Annotated in this window: 17 protein-coding genes and 1 pseudogene; 16 read left to right on the top strand and 2 right to left on the bottom strand. The window is 71.6% G+C overall.

Annotation, left to right across the window (positions count from 1 at the left end):
• Positions 1-106: 106 nt before the first annotated feature.
• Positions 107-824 (top strand): annotated as a pseudogene (locus PKE99_RS08110) (IS3 family transposase); the annotation flags it as partial.
• 141 nt (positions 825-965) lie between these two features.
• Here the strand turns inward: PKE99_RS08110 and PKE99_RS08105 are convergent.
• Positions 966-1,379 carry a hypothetical protein gene (locus PKE99_RS08105; RefSeq protein ID WP_156067141.1) on the bottom strand — a complete coding sequence of 138 codons (414 nt, stop codon included), beginning with the start codon at positions 1,377-1,379 and terminating at the stop codon, positions 966-968.
• A gap of 89 nt (positions 1,380-1,468) precedes the next feature.
• On the opposite strand from PKE99_RS08105, the gene PKE99_RS08100 reads away from it, so the two are divergent.
• From PKE99_RS08100 to PKE99_RS08065, 8 genes are read left to right on the top strand one after another with little or no spacing between them, the layout of a single operon-like run.
• A complete protein-coding gene (locus tag PKE99_RS08100; protein WP_037040895.1) occupies positions 1,469-1,732 on the top strand; it encodes a hypothetical protein in 264 nt (87 codons plus the stop codon).
• On the top strand, positions 1,729-1,893 hold the full coding sequence (locus tag PKE99_RS08095) for a hypothetical protein (RefSeq protein ID WP_271214858.1): 165 nt from the start codon (positions 1,729-1,731) through the stop codon (positions 1,891-1,893). Before PKE99_RS08100 ends, PKE99_RS08095 begins: the two co-directional genes overlap by 4 nt.
• Entirely contained in the window at positions 1,890-2,972 is a 1,083-nt protein-coding gene (locus tag PKE99_RS08090; protein ID WP_037040894.1) for a TrbL/VirB6 family protein, read from the top strand. Before PKE99_RS08095 ends, PKE99_RS08090 begins: the two co-directional genes overlap by 4 nt.
• On the top strand, positions 2,969-4,429 hold the full coding sequence (locus PKE99_RS08085) for an SCO6880 family protein (RefSeq protein WP_037040893.1): 1,461 nt from the start codon (positions 2,969-2,971) through the stop codon (positions 4,427-4,429). Before PKE99_RS08090 ends, PKE99_RS08085 begins: the two co-directional genes overlap by 4 nt.
• A 10-nt stretch (positions 4,430-4,439) precedes the next feature.
• Positions 4,440-5,846, top strand: a complete 1,407-nt coding sequence (locus PKE99_RS08080; RefSeq protein WP_197040458.1) for a putative type IV secretion/conjugal transfer ATPase — start codon at positions 4,440-4,442, stop codon at positions 5,844-5,846.
• Positions 5,843-7,630 (top strand): type IV secretory system conjugative DNA transfer family protein, encoded by a 1,788-nt coding sequence (locus PKE99_RS08075; protein WP_037040892.1) that lies wholly within the window; start codon positions 5,843-5,845, stop codon positions 7,628-7,630. The genes PKE99_RS08080 and PKE99_RS08075 overlap by 4 nt, the downstream gene beginning before the upstream one ends.
• Positions 7,627-8,100: a DUF4913 domain-containing protein gene (locus PKE99_RS08070; protein WP_051736781.1), complete on the top strand. Its 474-nt coding sequence runs from the start codon at positions 7,627-7,629 to the stop codon at positions 8,098-8,100. Before PKE99_RS08075 ends, PKE99_RS08070 begins: the two co-directional genes overlap by 4 nt.
• Positions 8,100-8,705 (top strand): VldE C-terminal domain-containing protein, encoded by a 606-nt coding sequence (locus PKE99_RS08065; protein ID WP_037040891.1) that lies wholly within the window; start codon positions 8,100-8,102, stop codon positions 8,703-8,705. The genes PKE99_RS08070 and PKE99_RS08065 overlap by 1 nt, the downstream gene beginning before the upstream one ends.
• A 36-nt stretch (positions 8,706-8,741) precedes the next feature.
• Here PKE99_RS08065 and PKE99_RS08060 read toward each other — a convergent pair whose 3' ends face one another.
• Positions 8,742-9,263 carry a hypothetical protein gene (locus tag PKE99_RS08060; RefSeq protein ID WP_037040890.1) on the bottom strand — a complete coding sequence of 174 codons (522 nt, stop codon included), beginning with the start codon at positions 9,261-9,263 and terminating at the stop codon, positions 8,742-8,744.
• 370 nt (positions 9,264-9,633) lie between these two features.
• On the opposite strand from PKE99_RS08060, the gene PKE99_RS08055 reads away from it, so the two are divergent.
• The 7 genes from PKE99_RS08055 to PKE99_RS08025 all read left to right on the top strand — a co-directional run bounded on the left by PKE99_RS08055 (position 9,634) and on the right by PKE99_RS08025 (position 15,474).
• The gene (locus tag PKE99_RS08055) at positions 9,634-10,164 is read left to right on the top strand and encodes a hypothetical protein (RefSeq protein ID WP_156067135.1); all 531 of its coding nucleotides are present in this window, start codon (positions 9,634-9,636) and stop codon (positions 10,162-10,164) included.
• Positions 10,122-11,012 (top strand): hypothetical protein, encoded by an 891-nt coding sequence (locus PKE99_RS08050; protein WP_197040457.1) that lies wholly within the window; start codon positions 10,122-10,124, stop codon positions 11,010-11,012. The genes PKE99_RS08055 and PKE99_RS08050 overlap by 43 nt, the downstream gene beginning before the upstream one ends.
• A gap of 107 nt (positions 11,013-11,119) precedes the next feature.
• Positions 11,120-11,638, top strand: a complete 519-nt coding sequence (locus tag PKE99_RS08045) for an SAF domain-containing protein (protein ID WP_037040886.1) — start codon at positions 11,120-11,122, stop codon at positions 11,636-11,638.
• A complete protein-coding gene (locus PKE99_RS08040; RefSeq protein WP_081923759.1) occupies positions 11,635-12,363 on the top strand; it encodes a P-loop NTPase family protein in 729 nt (242 codons plus the stop codon). Before PKE99_RS08045 ends, PKE99_RS08040 begins: the two co-directional genes overlap by 4 nt.
• Complete coding sequence (locus PKE99_RS08035) at positions 12,360-13,712, top strand: TadA family conjugal transfer-associated ATPase (RefSeq protein ID WP_037040885.1); 1,353 nt, start codon at positions 12,360-12,362, stop codon at positions 13,710-13,712. Before PKE99_RS08040 ends, PKE99_RS08035 begins: the two co-directional genes overlap by 4 nt.
• Positions 13,709-14,602 carry a type II secretion system F family protein gene (locus tag PKE99_RS08030; protein ID WP_156067131.1) on the top strand — a complete coding sequence of 298 codons (894 nt, stop codon included), beginning with the start codon at positions 13,709-13,711 and terminating at the stop codon, positions 14,600-14,602. Before PKE99_RS08035 ends, PKE99_RS08030 begins: the two co-directional genes overlap by 4 nt.
• Positions 14,599-15,474, top strand: a complete 876-nt coding sequence (locus PKE99_RS08025; RefSeq protein ID WP_037040884.1) for a type II secretion system F family protein — start codon at positions 14,599-14,601, stop codon at positions 15,472-15,474. Before PKE99_RS08030 ends, PKE99_RS08025 begins: the two co-directional genes overlap by 4 nt.
• Positions 15,475-15,478 lie beyond the last annotated feature (4 nt).

The following is a 15,478-nucleotide window of genomic DNA, read 5'->3' as shown; positions in this document are numbered from 1 at the left end:
TGGGTCAACCAGGCTGGAGCACGGCGCGGGCGGCGACCACCTTCGCGAGACGAGATCGTCGAGGAGGAGAAGGCCGCCGCGGTGCGGATGGGTCCGCACCCCGAGAGCACGCAAGCTCTGGAAGGCAGCCGGCCGGGCCGGTCTCGATGGGCCGGGATCAAATCGCCCGGCTCACGCGTCTGGCCGGGATCGAGGGCGTGCGGCGGACGAAGAAGACCCGCACCACCCGGGCCGACCCGGCCGCCGCACGGCACCCGGACCTGGTGGAGCGCCACTTCCAGGCCGAGGCGCCGAACCAGCTGTGGGTCACCGACCTGACCTCCGTCCCGACCTGGGCCGGAGTCGCCTACGTGTGCTTCATCGTCGACGCGTTCTCCCGCTCGATCGTCGGCTGGCGCGTCACCCCGCACATGCGCACCAGCATGGTGCTCGACGCCATCGAGATGACCCGCTGGTCACGCGGCACCCGCCTGGACGGGCTGCGATGCCACTCCGACGCCGGGTCGCAATTCACATCGGTGCGATACGGCGAGCGACTCGCCGAGATCGGCGCAGTCCCCTCCGTCGGCTCGGCCGGGGACTCGTTCGACAACGCCCTAGCCGAGACCGTGAACGGCTACCACAAGGCCGAACTGATCCGCGGACCCGCCAGGGACGGGCCCTGGAAGACCGTCGAGGACGTCGAACTCGCCGCACTGGGCTGGGTGCACTGACACAACACCACCCGGCTGCACTGCTACCTCCACGACCGGCCACCGCCCGAACACGCGAAGGCGTTCTACGCTGCCCAACGGGACGACCGTGAGACGGTCGAAATCCCATGAGCCGGGCCTCCATCAGCCCCAGGGCGAGTCAGCAGTCGCCGGCGACGTCGTGCTGCGTCACGCTGCACAAAGTCCGCACTAATGCGGCTTGAGCATCTCCTTCTCGATTCGAGGAGGTCACAGATGCAGTACCCAGCACAGTCAGGTCCCCTTCGCCCACCAGTTCTTGTCGCTGGAGTCGCCGGTGGTGTCGGCACCTCCGCTGTCGCGCTCTGTCTCGCCGCTGTCGACGCGCGCGTATTCGTCGGGCGTCCCGCCGATGTCCTTGTCTGCCGGACGACGGCGGACTCGCTCATCCGCGCTAGTCGCGCGGTTGGCATTCTCGGAGGGCGCCTGGACGCGATCGCGGTGAACACACTCGACGGCGCGCGACCCGATCGGCCGGTCGCCGCCCGTATACGGATCCTGGAGAGCGCAGCCGCAACGGTCGTTCTGCCGTTCGTCCCAGCCTTGCTCGCCGCCGCCGACCCGCTTGCAGCGCTTCAGTCTGCCCTGCGTTCGTCTGATGCCGACCTGGGCAAGCCGATGCGGCGCTTCGTTTGTGCCGTGCGTCAACTCGCCGCCCTCGTCGACCAGCCCGCTCGGCCAGCGCCGAGCGCCACGGCACCGGTCCTGAACCGCGACCGCCAGACTCGGCTCATCCGATGAGGCTGCTGGCGGTGCCCAACCCCGCCCCCATCGCTCCCCCGGGTCTGGCCGGGATCGCCGATCAGATCCTGGGCTGGCTCAAGTGGGGCGTCCTCGCCGGCGGAGTGGCAGGGCTCCTCATCTGCGCGGCAATGATCATCTGGGGGCGTCGCAACCGCTCCGCCACCGCGATGGAGGGCCTCGCCGGATCCGCCTGGGTGCTCGGCGGTCTCGCACTCGCCTCCGTTGCGGCGGTGCTCGTCGGCGCGTTTCAGGTGTGACCGCCTACAGCCAGCGCGGCCGATCGGGCATCCCATGGCTGGTCATCGCGCTCCTCGCCCTGACCGCGGCCACGAGCATCGCGCTGATCAGTGTCCTGATGTGCCTCGACACCCGCGGCGAACCCGCCTGTCCCGTCCATGTCCAGGAAGGACCACTATGAGCGCCGCTCCCCCGGTTGAGTGCGGCACTTTCGACCTGTCCTGTCAGACCGCGCAGGCCGTCGAGTCCGCCTTCGAGGGCATCACTCGCGCCATCGCCGAGGGCGCAGCGGACCTGATTGTGCAGACCTCGACTTGGTGGGTGACCAGCGACAGCGTTGACCCCACCGACCCGGTCGTCGTCACCGCGCAGGGCGCCACCCGGCAGATCGTGCTGGCGATCCTCGTCGGTTCCGTTCTCGTGCAGGCGATCCGGCTTGTGGTGTCGCGGAAGGCCGAGCCGCTGGTCATGGTCGCCACAGGGTTGGTCCGGTTCCTGATCGTCTCCGCGCTCGGGCTCACTCTTCTGCATTTCGGTCTGGTGGCCGGGGACGCGTTCAGCCGCGACGTGCTCGACGACGCCACGGGCAAGTTCGCCACCTTCATGGAGGACCAGCTGGGCCGCGGGGAGATCGACAACGTGATGGTCACGCTCCTGGTCGCCCTGCTCTCGGCGATCCTGTCCTGCGTCCAATGGCTACTGATGATCATGCGGCAGGCCGGGCTGCTCGTCATGGCCGCGATGCTCCCGCTCGCGGCGTCGGGATCGTTGACCCGCAGCACCCGCGGCTGGTTGAACAGGCTCATCCCTTGGCTGCTGGCCATCGCCGTCTACAAGCCTGCGGCCGCGTTCATCTACTACATCGGCTTCTCCTACCTGTCGTCGTCGAGCACGCAGGACTCCAGCCAGGTCGCCGTCCAGCTCTCCGGCGTCATGGTCCTGCTGCTCGCCGTCGTCGCGATGCCGGTGCTGTTGAAGTTCTTCGCCTGGTCCGGGACGCAGGTCGGCGGCGCTTCGGGGGGTTCGGCGTTCCTCGGCGCCGCCGGTGCGCTCGCCATGACCTCCGGTGCGCGAAGCGCGGTCGATCGGGCCCGTCAGCAGGAGATGACCGGGCCCGGAAGTGGTGGTGGCGCTCCCCCGCCCCAAGGCGCCGCCCAGACGGGAGCCGCGATGAGCAACGCCGTCGGTGCCGCCGCCGTCATCGGCTCCCAGGTCGTCGGGAAAGCCGGGAAGACGATGACCGGCGAGGAGTCCTCATGAGCGCCGAGGAGTCCGTGCCCCGGATGTACGGCAACTGGCGTCCGGCCCGCGGATGGGGGATCGGGTCCCTGTCTACTACTGCGACGGTCACGCTGTTCCTCGCCCTGCTGGGCCCGCTGGTGGCGATGTCGATCGCCCCGCTGACCGCGCTGCCGCTCGCCGCGGTCTCCGCCCTGGTGTTGGCGGGCATGCTGGTCCGGGTCGGTGGGACCACCGCCGCGGAGTACCTGACCCGAGTAACGCGGTTCCGCCGGGCCCGCCTCGCGGGCTGGACTGAGCTCTCGGGTGGGCTGCTCACCGACCACCCCCGAAAGGCCGACCTACCGGGGGTGCTCGCCCCGGTCGTTCCCGTGGAGACCGACGACGGCCGCGGTGGGCGGCAGTGTCTGCTGTGGGACCGCCGCAACGGTCGCCTCTCGGCGGTCTTGCGGCTCTCCCCCGTCGGGCTCGATCTCGCCGATGCCGACCAGGCCGACATCTGGGTGGCCGGGTGGGGCTCGCTGCTGGCCGACCTCGGCTACCACCGGCTCGTCACGGGGCTGACCGTCACGATCGACACCGCGCCGTCCGGCGGCACCACGATCAGCCAGCACGTGGCGCGCTCCCTCGACCGCAACGCTCCCGCGCTGGCCCGCAGGATCCTCGACGAGCTCGTCGCCGCCACCCCGGCGACGGCGGCGGAGATCGACGCACGCGCGACCGTCACCATCGACCCGCACCGGGCGTCCCCACGCCCCAGCGACCTGGTGGAGGCGTGCGTCGAGACCGTTCGCGGTCTGCCGGCCATCGAGAACGGGCTCGCCGCCAGCGGTGTGGCCGTCCTCGGCCGCGCCGACACGGGCTACCTCCTCGGCCGGATCCGCGCCGCCTTCGATCCCACCGCCCGGCCGTGGCTCGCGGGCGACGACGAGATCACCCAGTGGGCCGACGCGGGCCCGATCGCGGCATCGGAGCGCTGGGACAGCTACCGGCATGACTCCGGAATCTCGGTCACGTGGGGTATGCGCGAAGCACCACGTCAGTCCGTCGCCGCCAGGGTCCTCGCCCCGCTGCTGGCTCCCGGCCAGTTCCCGCGACGGGTCTGCTTGGTCTACGAGCCCTATCCCGCCGAGCAGGCGGCTGCGAAGGTCGAGGCCGAGATCACCAGCGGGCAGATCCGCCGGGCCTGGGCCGAACGCACCCGCCGCGACGAGACACAACGCGACCGCGACGACCGCCACCGCGCCCTGCAGTCCGCCCGTGAGGAGGCCGAGGGCGCCGGTGTCGGCCGCTTCACCCTCTACGTGACCACCACCGTCACCGACGAGCGCGACCTCCCCACCGCGGTCGCCGACGTCGAGAACCGCGCAGGCCAGGCCAAGATCCGGCTCAGGCGCATGCGCGGGACCCAGGCCGCCGCGTTCGCCGTCGGCCTCGGCATCGGAGTCGACCCCGTCGACGCCTCCCGCCACCGCTGAGGAGACCTCCATGATCCCCAAACGCCTCGGCTGGGCCGTCCCCGGCGGCGGTCGCGCCGCCGGGATGGAGCCCGCCACCCGCTACACCGCCACCACCAGCCAGCTCTGCGGCTTGTTTCCCTTTGCGATCTCGTCGGGAGCCTCCGTGCACGGCGTCCCCATCGGCCGTCACATGCACACCGCCGAACCGCTGGGACTCGACCCGGCGGAGTGGCTGCGCACCGGTCTCGTCTCCAACACCGGCGTGTGGGTCCAGGGCCAGCCCGGGATCGGGAAGTCCTCGATCACCAAACGGATGCTCGTCGGGCTCGTCGGCTACGGCATGACCGCCGTCATCCCCGGCGACGTCAAAGGCGAGTACAGCGCCCTGGTCGACGCCCTCGGCGGCGCGGTGTGGCGCATCGGCCGCGGCGCGCACTCCCTCAACCCACTCGACGCAGGCCCGCTCGGCCCCACCCTTGGCGCCGCCGTCGGGATCGAGCGCGAACGCATCGCCGAGACCATCCGGGCCCGCCGAATCTCGCTGCTCGAAGCCCTCACCACGATCGTCCGCAGAGCGGAGATCACCGTGACCGAACGCCGCCTCCTCGGCGCCGCGCTCGACACCGTCACCGCCGTCCGCGACAGCACCCAACCCTTGATTCCCGACGTCCTGCACGTGCTGACCGTCGGGATGGACGACCTCGCGCGCATCACCGCCGCCACCGACGAGGCCGACTACCGATGCAGCACCCGCGATCTCGTCAACACCCTCGGGCTGCTCTGCGAGGGCAGTCTGCGCGGCATCTTCGACCGGCAATCCACTGTCCGAGCAACACCCGGCTCCCCTGCCCTGTCGCTGGACATCTCCGCCCTCGACGACGAGGACGACGACGCCGTCGCGGCCGCGATGCTGTGCTCCTGGGCCTGGGCCGCCGGGGTCACCGACGCCACCACCAGCGCCGGTGCCAGGCGCAACGTCGTGCAAATCCAGGACGAGCTCTGGCGGGCACTGCGCGTCGCCCCCGGGCTCGTCGAACGCTCCGACCGCATCACCCGGCTCAACCGCCACCGCGGCGTCGTCTCCTTCCAGGTCACCCACTCCCTCGACGACCTGGAGGCCCTTCCGACCGAGGCCGACCGCGCCAAGGCCCGCGGCATGGCGTCTCGCAACGGGATCCTGATCCTCGGCGGCATGGCCGAGAAGGAGCTCGACGGCCTCCGCCGCATCACCCCGCTCACCACCGGCGAGGCCGCACTCGTCACCTCCTGGGCCGCCCCGCCCACCTGGCACTCCGGTCGAGCTCACCCCGGCCGCGGGAAGTACCTGATCAAGTCCGGCGAGCGCATGGGCCTGCCTGTCGCGCTCACCCTCACCCCCACCGAGACCGGGCTCTACGACACCGACTCCGCCTTCCACCCTGGAACCTCGCGATGACCCGCGACATGGCCGGACCGTTCTCGGTGATCGCGCTCGTACTCGGCTCCGCGCTGCTGTCCGGCGATGTGTGGTTCGCCCTCGCCTACGCCTCGGGCGCGGCGGACGGCAGCTGGACCGCGCCGGAGTGGACGCCGCTGCTCTGGGTGCGGATCGCCGTTCACTGGTCCGCTGACGGGCTGCCCCCCGGCCTCGACTTTCCCGTCTTCCTCACCATCCTCGTCGCCTCGGTGCTCCTCGAGATCGCCGCCGCAGTGTTCCTCGCGCTCCGGTTTCGACCGGCCGATGGCCGCGACCGAGGGCTGCTCCGACGTAGGGGGCTCGGCGACCTCAGCGGCCGCGCCGCCGACCGACGTGCGCGAAGTCTGCGTGGGCTCAGCTCCACCGACCCGCTCGCCGACACCGACCGTGGGATCCGGCTTCTCGACGTCGGCGGCCGCGACGTGTGGATGTCCTGGGAGGACGTCGCGCTCGTGATCATGGGACCCCGCTCGAACAAGACCTCCGCCATCGCCGTCCCCACCGTGCTCTCCGCACCCGGGCTCGTGGTCGCGACCTCCAACAAGGCCGACTTGTGGTCGTTGACCAGCGGCTTGCGCGCAGAGGTCGGCCCGGTTTGGACGTTCGACCCTCAGCAGATCGCCCACGCTCGCCAGACGTGGTGGTGGGACCCCCTACGCGCCATCCGAGAAGCCGACGACGCCCACCGCTACGAATCCGCCGCCCGCCTCGCCGGGCACTTCATGGGCACCATCGGCGGCCAACGCCGCGACCCCTTCTTCCACGCCGCGGGCGAACAGGTCCTGGTCGGAACCCTCCTCGCCGCCGCCCTCTCCGGAGGTAGCTTGCGCGAGGTCCTGCACTGGCTCCAGTACGGTCGCCGCGACGCAATCTCCGCCCTCGACCGCGCCGGCGCCGGCGTCGAGGCCGCCGACCTCGAGGCCTCGCTCGCCGGCGCCGACGTCACCACGAAGGGCATCTTCCAGACCGCCCGCACCGCCACGAAGTCGCTGACCTCCGAACGGATCCTGCGGTGGGTCACCCCTCCCCACACCTGGCGGCAACCCGGCGAGGGCACCTACACCGAGCTCGACCCCTGGGATCTCGTGATCGACGGCGAACAACGGCCCGTCACCGCCCACCTGCTCTCCAAGGAGGGCGCCGCGACCGCGGCACCCGTCGTCGCCGCCCTCGTCGACCGCATCCTCGAGGTCGCCGAGCTCCGGGCCCAGGCCGCCGGTGGACGGCTCGAGCCACCCGTCGTCGCGGTCCTGGACGAGGCCGCCAACATCTGTCCGATCCAGGCGCTCCCCCAGCTCTACAGCCACTACGGCTCGCGCGGGATCCAGGTCCTCACCATGCTGCAGAGCTACCAGCAGGGCGTCGGGGTCTGGGGCAACCAGGGCATGGACGCGCTCTGGTCCGCCGCCACGATCAAGCTCGTCGGAGCCGGCGTCGACGACCACGCCTTCCTACAGAAGGTTGCTGGGCTCATCGGCGATCACGAGGTCCGCAAGGTCTCGACAACCCATTCCCGGGGCAGCGGCGTCAGCCGTCAGGTCTCCCACGCCCGCCAGCCGCTCATGCCGCCCGACGTCCTGCGCGCGCTCGACCGCGACCACGCCGTCCTGTTCAGCACCGGCCGCCGTCCCGCCCTCGGCCGCCTCCGCCCCTGGTACCGCGAACAGATCGGCCGCGACATCCGCACCTACGCCGACCAGGCACTGCACGAGCTCCGCGACGCCGCCGCACGAACCCTGCCCACCAGAAAGGAGCAGTCGTGACCGACCTCGACGAGCTGCTCGCCCGCGTCGAGCGACTGGAGAACGTGACCGGACAGCACACCGACCTGCTCGACGACGTCGTCAACGGCCCTCGCTCCGAGCCCCCACCGCCGCCCGCCAAGACCGCTCCGCAGGCCATCGACCCCGACGAGCTCGCCGACTGGGTCCGACGGCACGTCACCTCCGTCATCGCCCGCCCCATCCGAGGCGAGCTGCGCTGGTGCCCGCGCTGGTGGGAGCACTCCGAGGCCCTCTTCCGCTTCGAGGCACTGCGCCGCGCCTGGACCGAGCTCGCCGCCGAACCCGGCACCGCGATGTCGGTCTGGATCCGCGACCACCTCGACCCGTGCCTCCGTGAGCTCCAGTCCCCCACCGGCCCGTTCGCGGACTGCGACCTCACCGAACGCTTCGGCATGCGTGCCGACCACGCCCCGCTGGCCACCCTGCAGACCACGCCCTACCGACCCTGATGCGCGGCGCAGTCGGCCTCGGAGCGCTGGCGATGGCCGGGCTGCTCGTCCTGGTCCTCGGCCTCGCCGGACTCACCGGGAGCCTGCTCACCGATCGCCCGGCGCCCGGAGGGCCGGCATCGATCGAGAACCTCCGCATCCCTCCGCCGTTCGTCGGTCCCACGACGGGTTGCACCGTGGACGACCCCACCACCTCAGGCTGTCTCACCCCGCAGACCCGGCACCTCTACGACGAGCTCGTCGCGACCTTCGGCCCGCCCGGACCCGACCGCCCGATCCGCGCCACCACCTGCTGGGACCCGCATCCCTGGAACCCCACCAGCGACCACCCCAAGGGCCGGGCCTGCGACATCTTCCCCACCCGAGCAGGCACCTTCCCGCAGGGCGCCGAGCTACAGACAGGGTGGAGCGTCGCCACCTGGCTCCGCGCACACGCCGACGCCCTCGGCGTCGGCTACCTCATCTGGCAGGGCCGGTTCTGGAACAGCCGGACCGGCGACGGACCCGGCGCGTGGGGCACGCCCTACACCGGAGGCGGCGTCTACGACCCCACCGACGCGACCGGCGGTCACTTCGACCACGTCCACATCTCGGTCAGGGCATAGCTCGGCTACTACCAGGCACAGCTGCCACGCTTCCTCTCAAAGGCGCATCAGCAGAACGAGGCCGACTCGACGCCTACTGAGACTGACCACGAGGCCGCCGAAGACGAGGACGGCCAGGGGCATGACGACCGCGATCGCCAGTGCTGTGCCGTCGTTTGATCCCGCAGTCTGAAGAGTGCATCTGTTGCGAGGGCCGGTCGAGGGGTCTCGGTCGTAGCGCTTCTCGAGTGTCGCCCGAGGCTCGTGTGAGCCGGGCTCGGCCGGGCTCCTCGCCCAGACCACGAGACCGTCGAGACACGAAATCAGCTCGGGCGCGACGGCCGACTCGACCGTCTCGGCCGCGCGCTGGCGGTTCAGGACGACTCCACCCACGACACAGGCGTCGACGCCGACCACCAACCAGTCATGACCGTCGGTCTTCTCGAACCGAGAGACGACGCCGTCGCAGCCCGCCTCTTCCAACGCGGCAACCAGCCCGTGGTCCTCACCTCGGAGCGCGACAACACCAATGGCCCCGAGAAGGCCCACGAGGAGCCCGAGGACGACGAGAGCGCGCATGGCACCACGCTCACTCCGAGCGTCCCCACTGCGCTACCCCCGTTGGCCGATCTGTGGACAACTCCGAGCCGGAAATGCGTTCACGATTGCAAACGTCAGCGCCTAGCGTGCCGCGCACTGTCGGCGTGTCACATCCTTGCTGCTCAGGGGCTACGCACGAGGGCCGCAGTCTTCGTGCACTGCTCGCGCTACCGCTAGTCCGCATGGAGCATTCAACTCGAAAGCGCCTCGGCGGCCGACGCCATCGTGCACCCTGCGGCCCGAGACAGAGCCGCGAAGGAGGTGGCGCCAGGTGCCCGCAGCACGATCTCAACACGATCGCCGCACGAGAGTGCACGAAGACTGCGCGACTTCCACCAGGATCGCACTCGTGGCTCTTCCTCGTGTGCAGCACGGCTCGGCTCCGCGGTTCGGTGTGCTGCTGGTCGGCGCTGCCCTGCTCGCGGCCTGCAGCGCTCCCAGCCCGGACCCGGCTCCGCCGGCGCCCGACCCCACGGTCGCCGCGCTCGCGGCGTACTCCGAGTTCTTCAGGGTCAGCCAGGACGCGAACGCCGCCCCCGCCGCGAAGGACTGGGCCGCGGAGCTGCGGCAGCTCGCTCGCGGGCAGGCCTTGGACGCCGCGGTTCTCGACGTCCAGAACTACGCCTCGCTGAACGCGCACGTCGAGGGGCGGCTCGGCCATTCCCCCGCCGTCGACCCGGCTGTGACGGCCACCGACGGGAAGGTCGCGGTCCTCGACTGCCTCGATGCCGCCGGCGTGCGCATTCTTGCTGCAGACGGGCGGCAACTCGGGGACCAGACCAACCAGACCCCTCGGTACCGCTACCGCGCGGAGATCGTGCGCGACGGGGACCGCTGGTGGGTGGAGCGCACGGCACCGTCGCCGGAGGAGCCGTGCTGACCCGCCGGGTCGCGACCGTCGCGACGGCCCTGCTCGTCGCTCCGTACCTCGGCCACGCCACCGCGTCCGCGGCACCGGGTGGGTGCCGGGTGCTCTCGGCCATGGGGCTGTGCCTGGTCGAGGCCGCCGATCCGGGCCGCCCGGGTGGCCCGTCGGCGCACCAGCCGGTCGAGGAGCCGGCGCAGGATCGGCCGGCTGCGCCGAGGCGGCCGAGCATCGCGCCGAGCCGCGAGATCGCGGAGCGGATCCCGGAGATGCTCCGCCAGAACCTGCTCGGCATCGCTCCGCCGGAGGAGGTATCGGTGGCCGGTGCTCCCGCAGCCGTCGCGCAGGCCGCGGCACCCGTCGACCCGGCGGTTCCGACGAGGATCGCCATCAACAGGCTCGAACTCCAGAAGCCCACCATCCGCCTGTCCGGGCAGGACGAGGCATACGTCGGGGTCCCGGTCTGGCTGTGGATCGACCAGGCAGAGGGCGCGGCCGAGGCCGCCACGGCGAGCGCCGCCGTCGGGGACGCGAACGTCGTCGCGACAGCACGGCTGTCCGGCGTCGAGTGGTCGATGGGGCCGGACGGGGCCGAGGTGTTCTGCACGGGGCCGGGCACGCCCTGGACGGGTCAGCCCGGCCCTTCACCCGACTGCGGATACACCTACGAGGAGCGGTCTCTGCCGGCGAGGACCGCGGGCGCTGGTCGCTGGACGATCGTGGCGACCGCGGTGTGGCAGGTCGGCTGGGAGGGGTTCTCGGGCGGTCAACCGGTCGTGGGCGGGCAGGAGCTTCGTCTGGACACCGAGCTCGAGGTCCCCGTCGACGAGGTCCAGGTTCTCGTGACCGGAGGTGGCCGATGATGCTGCGGAAGCCCGACACACGATCGACCGAGTCACCTGCATCGCCCCGTACTGCCCCACGACGTCGGGGCCGACGCTTCTACCGGAGCCTGGCGGCGGTTCTCGGGGTGGTCGGGCTGCTGGCGGGAGTCGCGGTCGTCGCTGTGGTGCGCGAGTCCGAGGCGGTGATCGCGGCAAACCGCGACGTACCTCGTGGCGAGTCGCTGGCGATCGAGGACCTGGTCCAGGTGCAGATCCCGACCGGCAGTGGTCTCGCCTCGGTCCCGTGGTCCCGGCAAGCCGACGTCGTGGGCAAACCCCTCACGTCACCGGTCGAGCGAGGCCAGCTGATCAGCCCTGGGCTCCTGCGCAGCGTGCTGTTCCCGGCACCGGGGATGGCGGTCATCGAGGTCAGCGGGCGGGAGGGCCAGATCCCGGCGGACGGCTTGGGCGCCGGGGATCGAGTCCTCGTCCTCGATGGCTCCGACGACGCGGCCGGTACCTCCGTGGACGGCGAGATCGTCCGGGTAGGGGGAACGGCCCAGCACCGGACGGCGCAGGTCCTCGTCAGGGTCGCCGACGGTCCGGTGGTGGCGCGGGCGTCTCTGGCCGGGCGTGCCGTGATCGTTCTGGTGGAGGACCGGTGACCGTCGTGAGCATGCTGTCCTTCAAGGGCTCCCCCGGTGTGACCACCACAGTCGTCGGTCTGGCGGCGAGCTGGCCACGCCCTGCCGTCGCGGTGGACCTCGATCCGCAGGGCGGGGACATGCTCGTCGGACTGGGCGGTGGGCGGGTGTCGGCGGCAGGAGGCATCCTCGATGTGCTCGCCGAGGCTCGACTCGGCAATCTCCGGGGTCCCCTCGGTCGACACGTCCTCCGCCCGGCGAAGCATGGCCCGTTGATCCTGGCCGGGTTCGGCTCGCCACAGGCGGCCGCAGCGGTGAACTGGCCGAGGACAGCGGAGCAGCTCGGGTCCTTCGACGGCGCCGACCTCCTCGTCGACTGTGGTCGTCTCAATCCCACGCACCCGATGACCGCCGTGCTCGCCTACTCGGCCGCGATCCTCATCGTGACGCGGTCGCACCTCGCCGCGGTCCGACACGTCGCCCGGGCCGTCCCGCTGCTGCCTCGGACGATGGCAAGTCCTCGTCTCGTCGTCGTGGGCCCCGACCGGCCCTACAGCGCAGACGAGATCTCCCGCGCCTGCGGGCTGCCCCTCGCGGCGGTCCTCCCGAACGATCCGGGCGGCGCCCGCCACTGGACCGACGGCGCCGAGCCCGGCCCGCGGTTCCATCGAGGGAAGTTGCAGCAGGCGATGCTCCTCACCGCCTCCCGGCTGGCGGCGGCCGACCACGCGGGGCGGAGCGCATGACCGTCGACAAGGTCGTCATCGACGTCATCCGCGGACGCGTGATCGCGCAGCTCGCCGAGCAGCCGCCGCGGGCAGGCATGACCGCGGACGACGAGCGCCAAGCGCTCCGGGCGCTGATCCAGGCCGAGCTGGAGGTCGAGGCGCGAGCGCGCTTGGGCAGGGGGCAGCCCGTGCTCGACCAGGCCGACGAGTCGGAGGTCCTGCTCTCCGTCGAGCGCGGGATCTGGGGGCTCGGTCAGCTTCAGGCGCTCCTTGACCTACCCGACGTCGAGGACATCTACCTCGTCGGCGCCGAGCCGCCCCTGGTGCGGCTCAGCGGCGGGGAGATCCGAGTCGCCCGCGACGCCATCGCCACCAGCGACGCGGAGCTCATCCAGCAGATCCAGCACATTGCGGCCCATCACGGGACCTCCGAGCGGGCCTTCACCCCGGCCCAGCCGTGCCTGAACATGCAGCTGCCGGACGGGTCCCGGCTGGCCGCACTCCGCGACGTCGTCCCCCGGCCGACGGTCACGATCCGCAAGCACCGGCTGATGGACATGACGCTCGACGATCTCGTGGCGCGGGGGGCCTTGTCGGCGGAAGCAGCGCGCTTCCTCCGCGCCCTGATAGCCGCGAAGCAGAACATCCTGGTCACCGGCCAACCGGCCTGCGGGAAGACCACCCTGCTGCGCGCCATCGCACGGGAGATCCCGCCGGGTGAGCGCATCGCGACCCTGGAGACCGAGTGCGAGCTGAGGCTCCACCTCCTCCGCGGCGCCTCTCCGCTGATCGTCGCGATGGAGGCGAGACCCGGCTCCACGGAGTTCTCCGGCCCGGGCGGGGAGCGGGCCGGGGAGATGACGCTCTCGGCGCTGCTGCACCAGACCCTCCGGCTCTCCGTGACCCGCGTGATCATCGGTGAGGTGCGGGGCGAGGAGGCGCTCGCCATGCTCGAGGCGATGACCGCCGGGATGCCCGGCTCGATGTGCACCTTGCACGCGGGTTCCTCCGCCGAGGCGCTGGAGCGCCTCGCCACCGCCGCGCTGAAGGGAGCGGCGGCCGGGTGGACGGACCGCTTCATCAGCCGACTCGTCGCGCAGGGCATCGACTACGTCGTCCACATGCGCCAGCTCGACCACCCGGCACTGGGCGGACGGCACCGCTTCGTCTCGGAGATCTCCGAGGTCACCGACATCAACGAGCTCGGGACCATCGCCGTCAACCGGATCTTCGCGCCCGATCTCGGCTCGGGCGACCCGCGCCCGCGGCTGCAGATGGCACCTCAGAAGCGGTGGCCCTTCGAGGAGGCAGGCGTCGACCTGAGCTTCGTCACGCGACCGGACCGGATCGAGGTGGGTCGGCCATGACATGGGTGATGGCACTGGGCGGCATCTCAGGCTTCTGCCTGCTCACCGGCCTCGTCCTCGGCGTCGCGGGGGTTCGCAACGCGCCCGCGCCGCCACGGACCACTGTGTCGCGCTGGTCGACGCAGGTGAAGGCACTGACTTCGGCGGCCCGGACGCCGGGGAGCAGCCCGCGCAGAGACCGCAACCGGATCCTGGCATGGCTCCTCGCCGGCGTCGGTGTTTGGCTGCTGTCCGGATGGCCCGTCGCAGGCGTCGCGATGTCCTGCACCGGGATCTGGCTCCCCTGGCTGCTCGGGTCGGGACGGGTCGCCCGCGAGCGCATCGACGTCGTCGCCGCACTCGGGACCTGGTGCCGTCGGATGGCCGACACCTTGAGTGGCGGCGGCGCGGTCGGGCTCGCCCAGGCCATCGTCGTCTCCGCCCGGACGGCACCGGAGGCGATCGCCGGCCCTGTCGGCAGGCTCGCCGGCCGGCTCGAGAGCAGCCACGCCGATCAGGACGCGGCATTCCACGAGTTCGCCGAGACCATGGACGACCGCGTCGGGGACACCGTCGCGGCCGCGCTCGGACTTGCGCTGCGCCAACAGAGCACGGGGATCGCCACGGTCCTGCGGCAGCTCGCCGACGGCGTCGACCGCGACGTCCGGGGCCGGCGAGAGGTCGAGGCGGAGCGCGCCGAGTCCCGGCAGTCGATCACGACCCTGCTGTTGATCCAGGCTGCCGTGTTCGTCCTGCTCATGTTCGTGCCGGGCTTCGCCGCCGACTACTCGACCCCGGTCGGCCAGGTGGTCATGGCAGTGCTGGTCGCCGCGACCCTCGCGCTGCTGGTGTGGATGCGCCGCATCGCGCTCGGTCGGCCAGAGCCTCGCTTCCTGGGCGGAGCGCGATGAGCGTTCCCCTGCTCGGAGCGCTCAGCGGCGGCCTGCTCGGCCTCGCGATCGCCGTCCTCGTGACGGGGCTCCGGCCGTGGCACCCGCGGTTGGACGACGGCCTCGACATGCTGGACGAGCAGCGCCGCGGTCGACACCCGGGAGTAGGCCGGAGCGGCGGGTCGCTCCATCGCCTGGTCGAACGGATTCCGTTGGGAGTCGACCTCGCCGACCTACGGATCACGGCGACGAGCCGCGAGGACTTCGTCGTCCGTCGCCTCCTCACGGCGATGTCCTACGCCGCCGCGGGGCCCGTTCTGGCGCTTGTCCTCTGGGTGCTCGACGCCCAGCTTCCAGCGGTCGTGCCCGCACTGGTCACCGTCGCCGGGGCCGTCGCCGCCTGGACCGGCGCCACCCGGCGGCTGCGTGACCGCGCCGACGACCTCCGGGACGAGATGCGCTACGCGGTGGTCGCCTATCTTCAGCAGGTCAGCCTGCTGCGGAGGGGCGGCGCGGGAGTGGCCACCGCGCTGGAGCAGCCGGCTCGCCTTCTCCAGTCCAGCTGGGCGATGGCCCGGATCGCTCACCACCTCGAGATCGCAGTCCGAGCAGGCCAGATGCCCTGGCACGGCCTCGCACGGCTCGCCGACGAGATCGACCTCACCGAGCTCGACGATCTCGCCGACATCGCGCGTAGCGCCGGCGACGACGGCGGTGCCGTGATCGACACCCTCCTGGCCCGTGCGACGAGCCTGTCCGACGAGCTGCGGAGCGACGCGCGCGCCGAGGCCAACCGCGCGAGCGTTCGTCTCAGCACCCCCGGCGCGCTGCAGGTCTTCCTCATCGCCGCCTGGGTCCTCTACCCCGCGACCACCGCCCTGCTGACCAGCTGATCCG

This window comes from Pseudonocardia halophobica, assembly GCF_027922425.1.
Classification (GTDB): Bacteria; Actinomycetota; Actinomycetes; order Mycobacteriales; family Pseudonocardiaceae; genus Pseudonocardia; species Pseudonocardia halophobica.
Note: the sequence above shows the minus strand (reverse complement) of the source record. Positions and strands in the feature narration are given on the sequence as shown.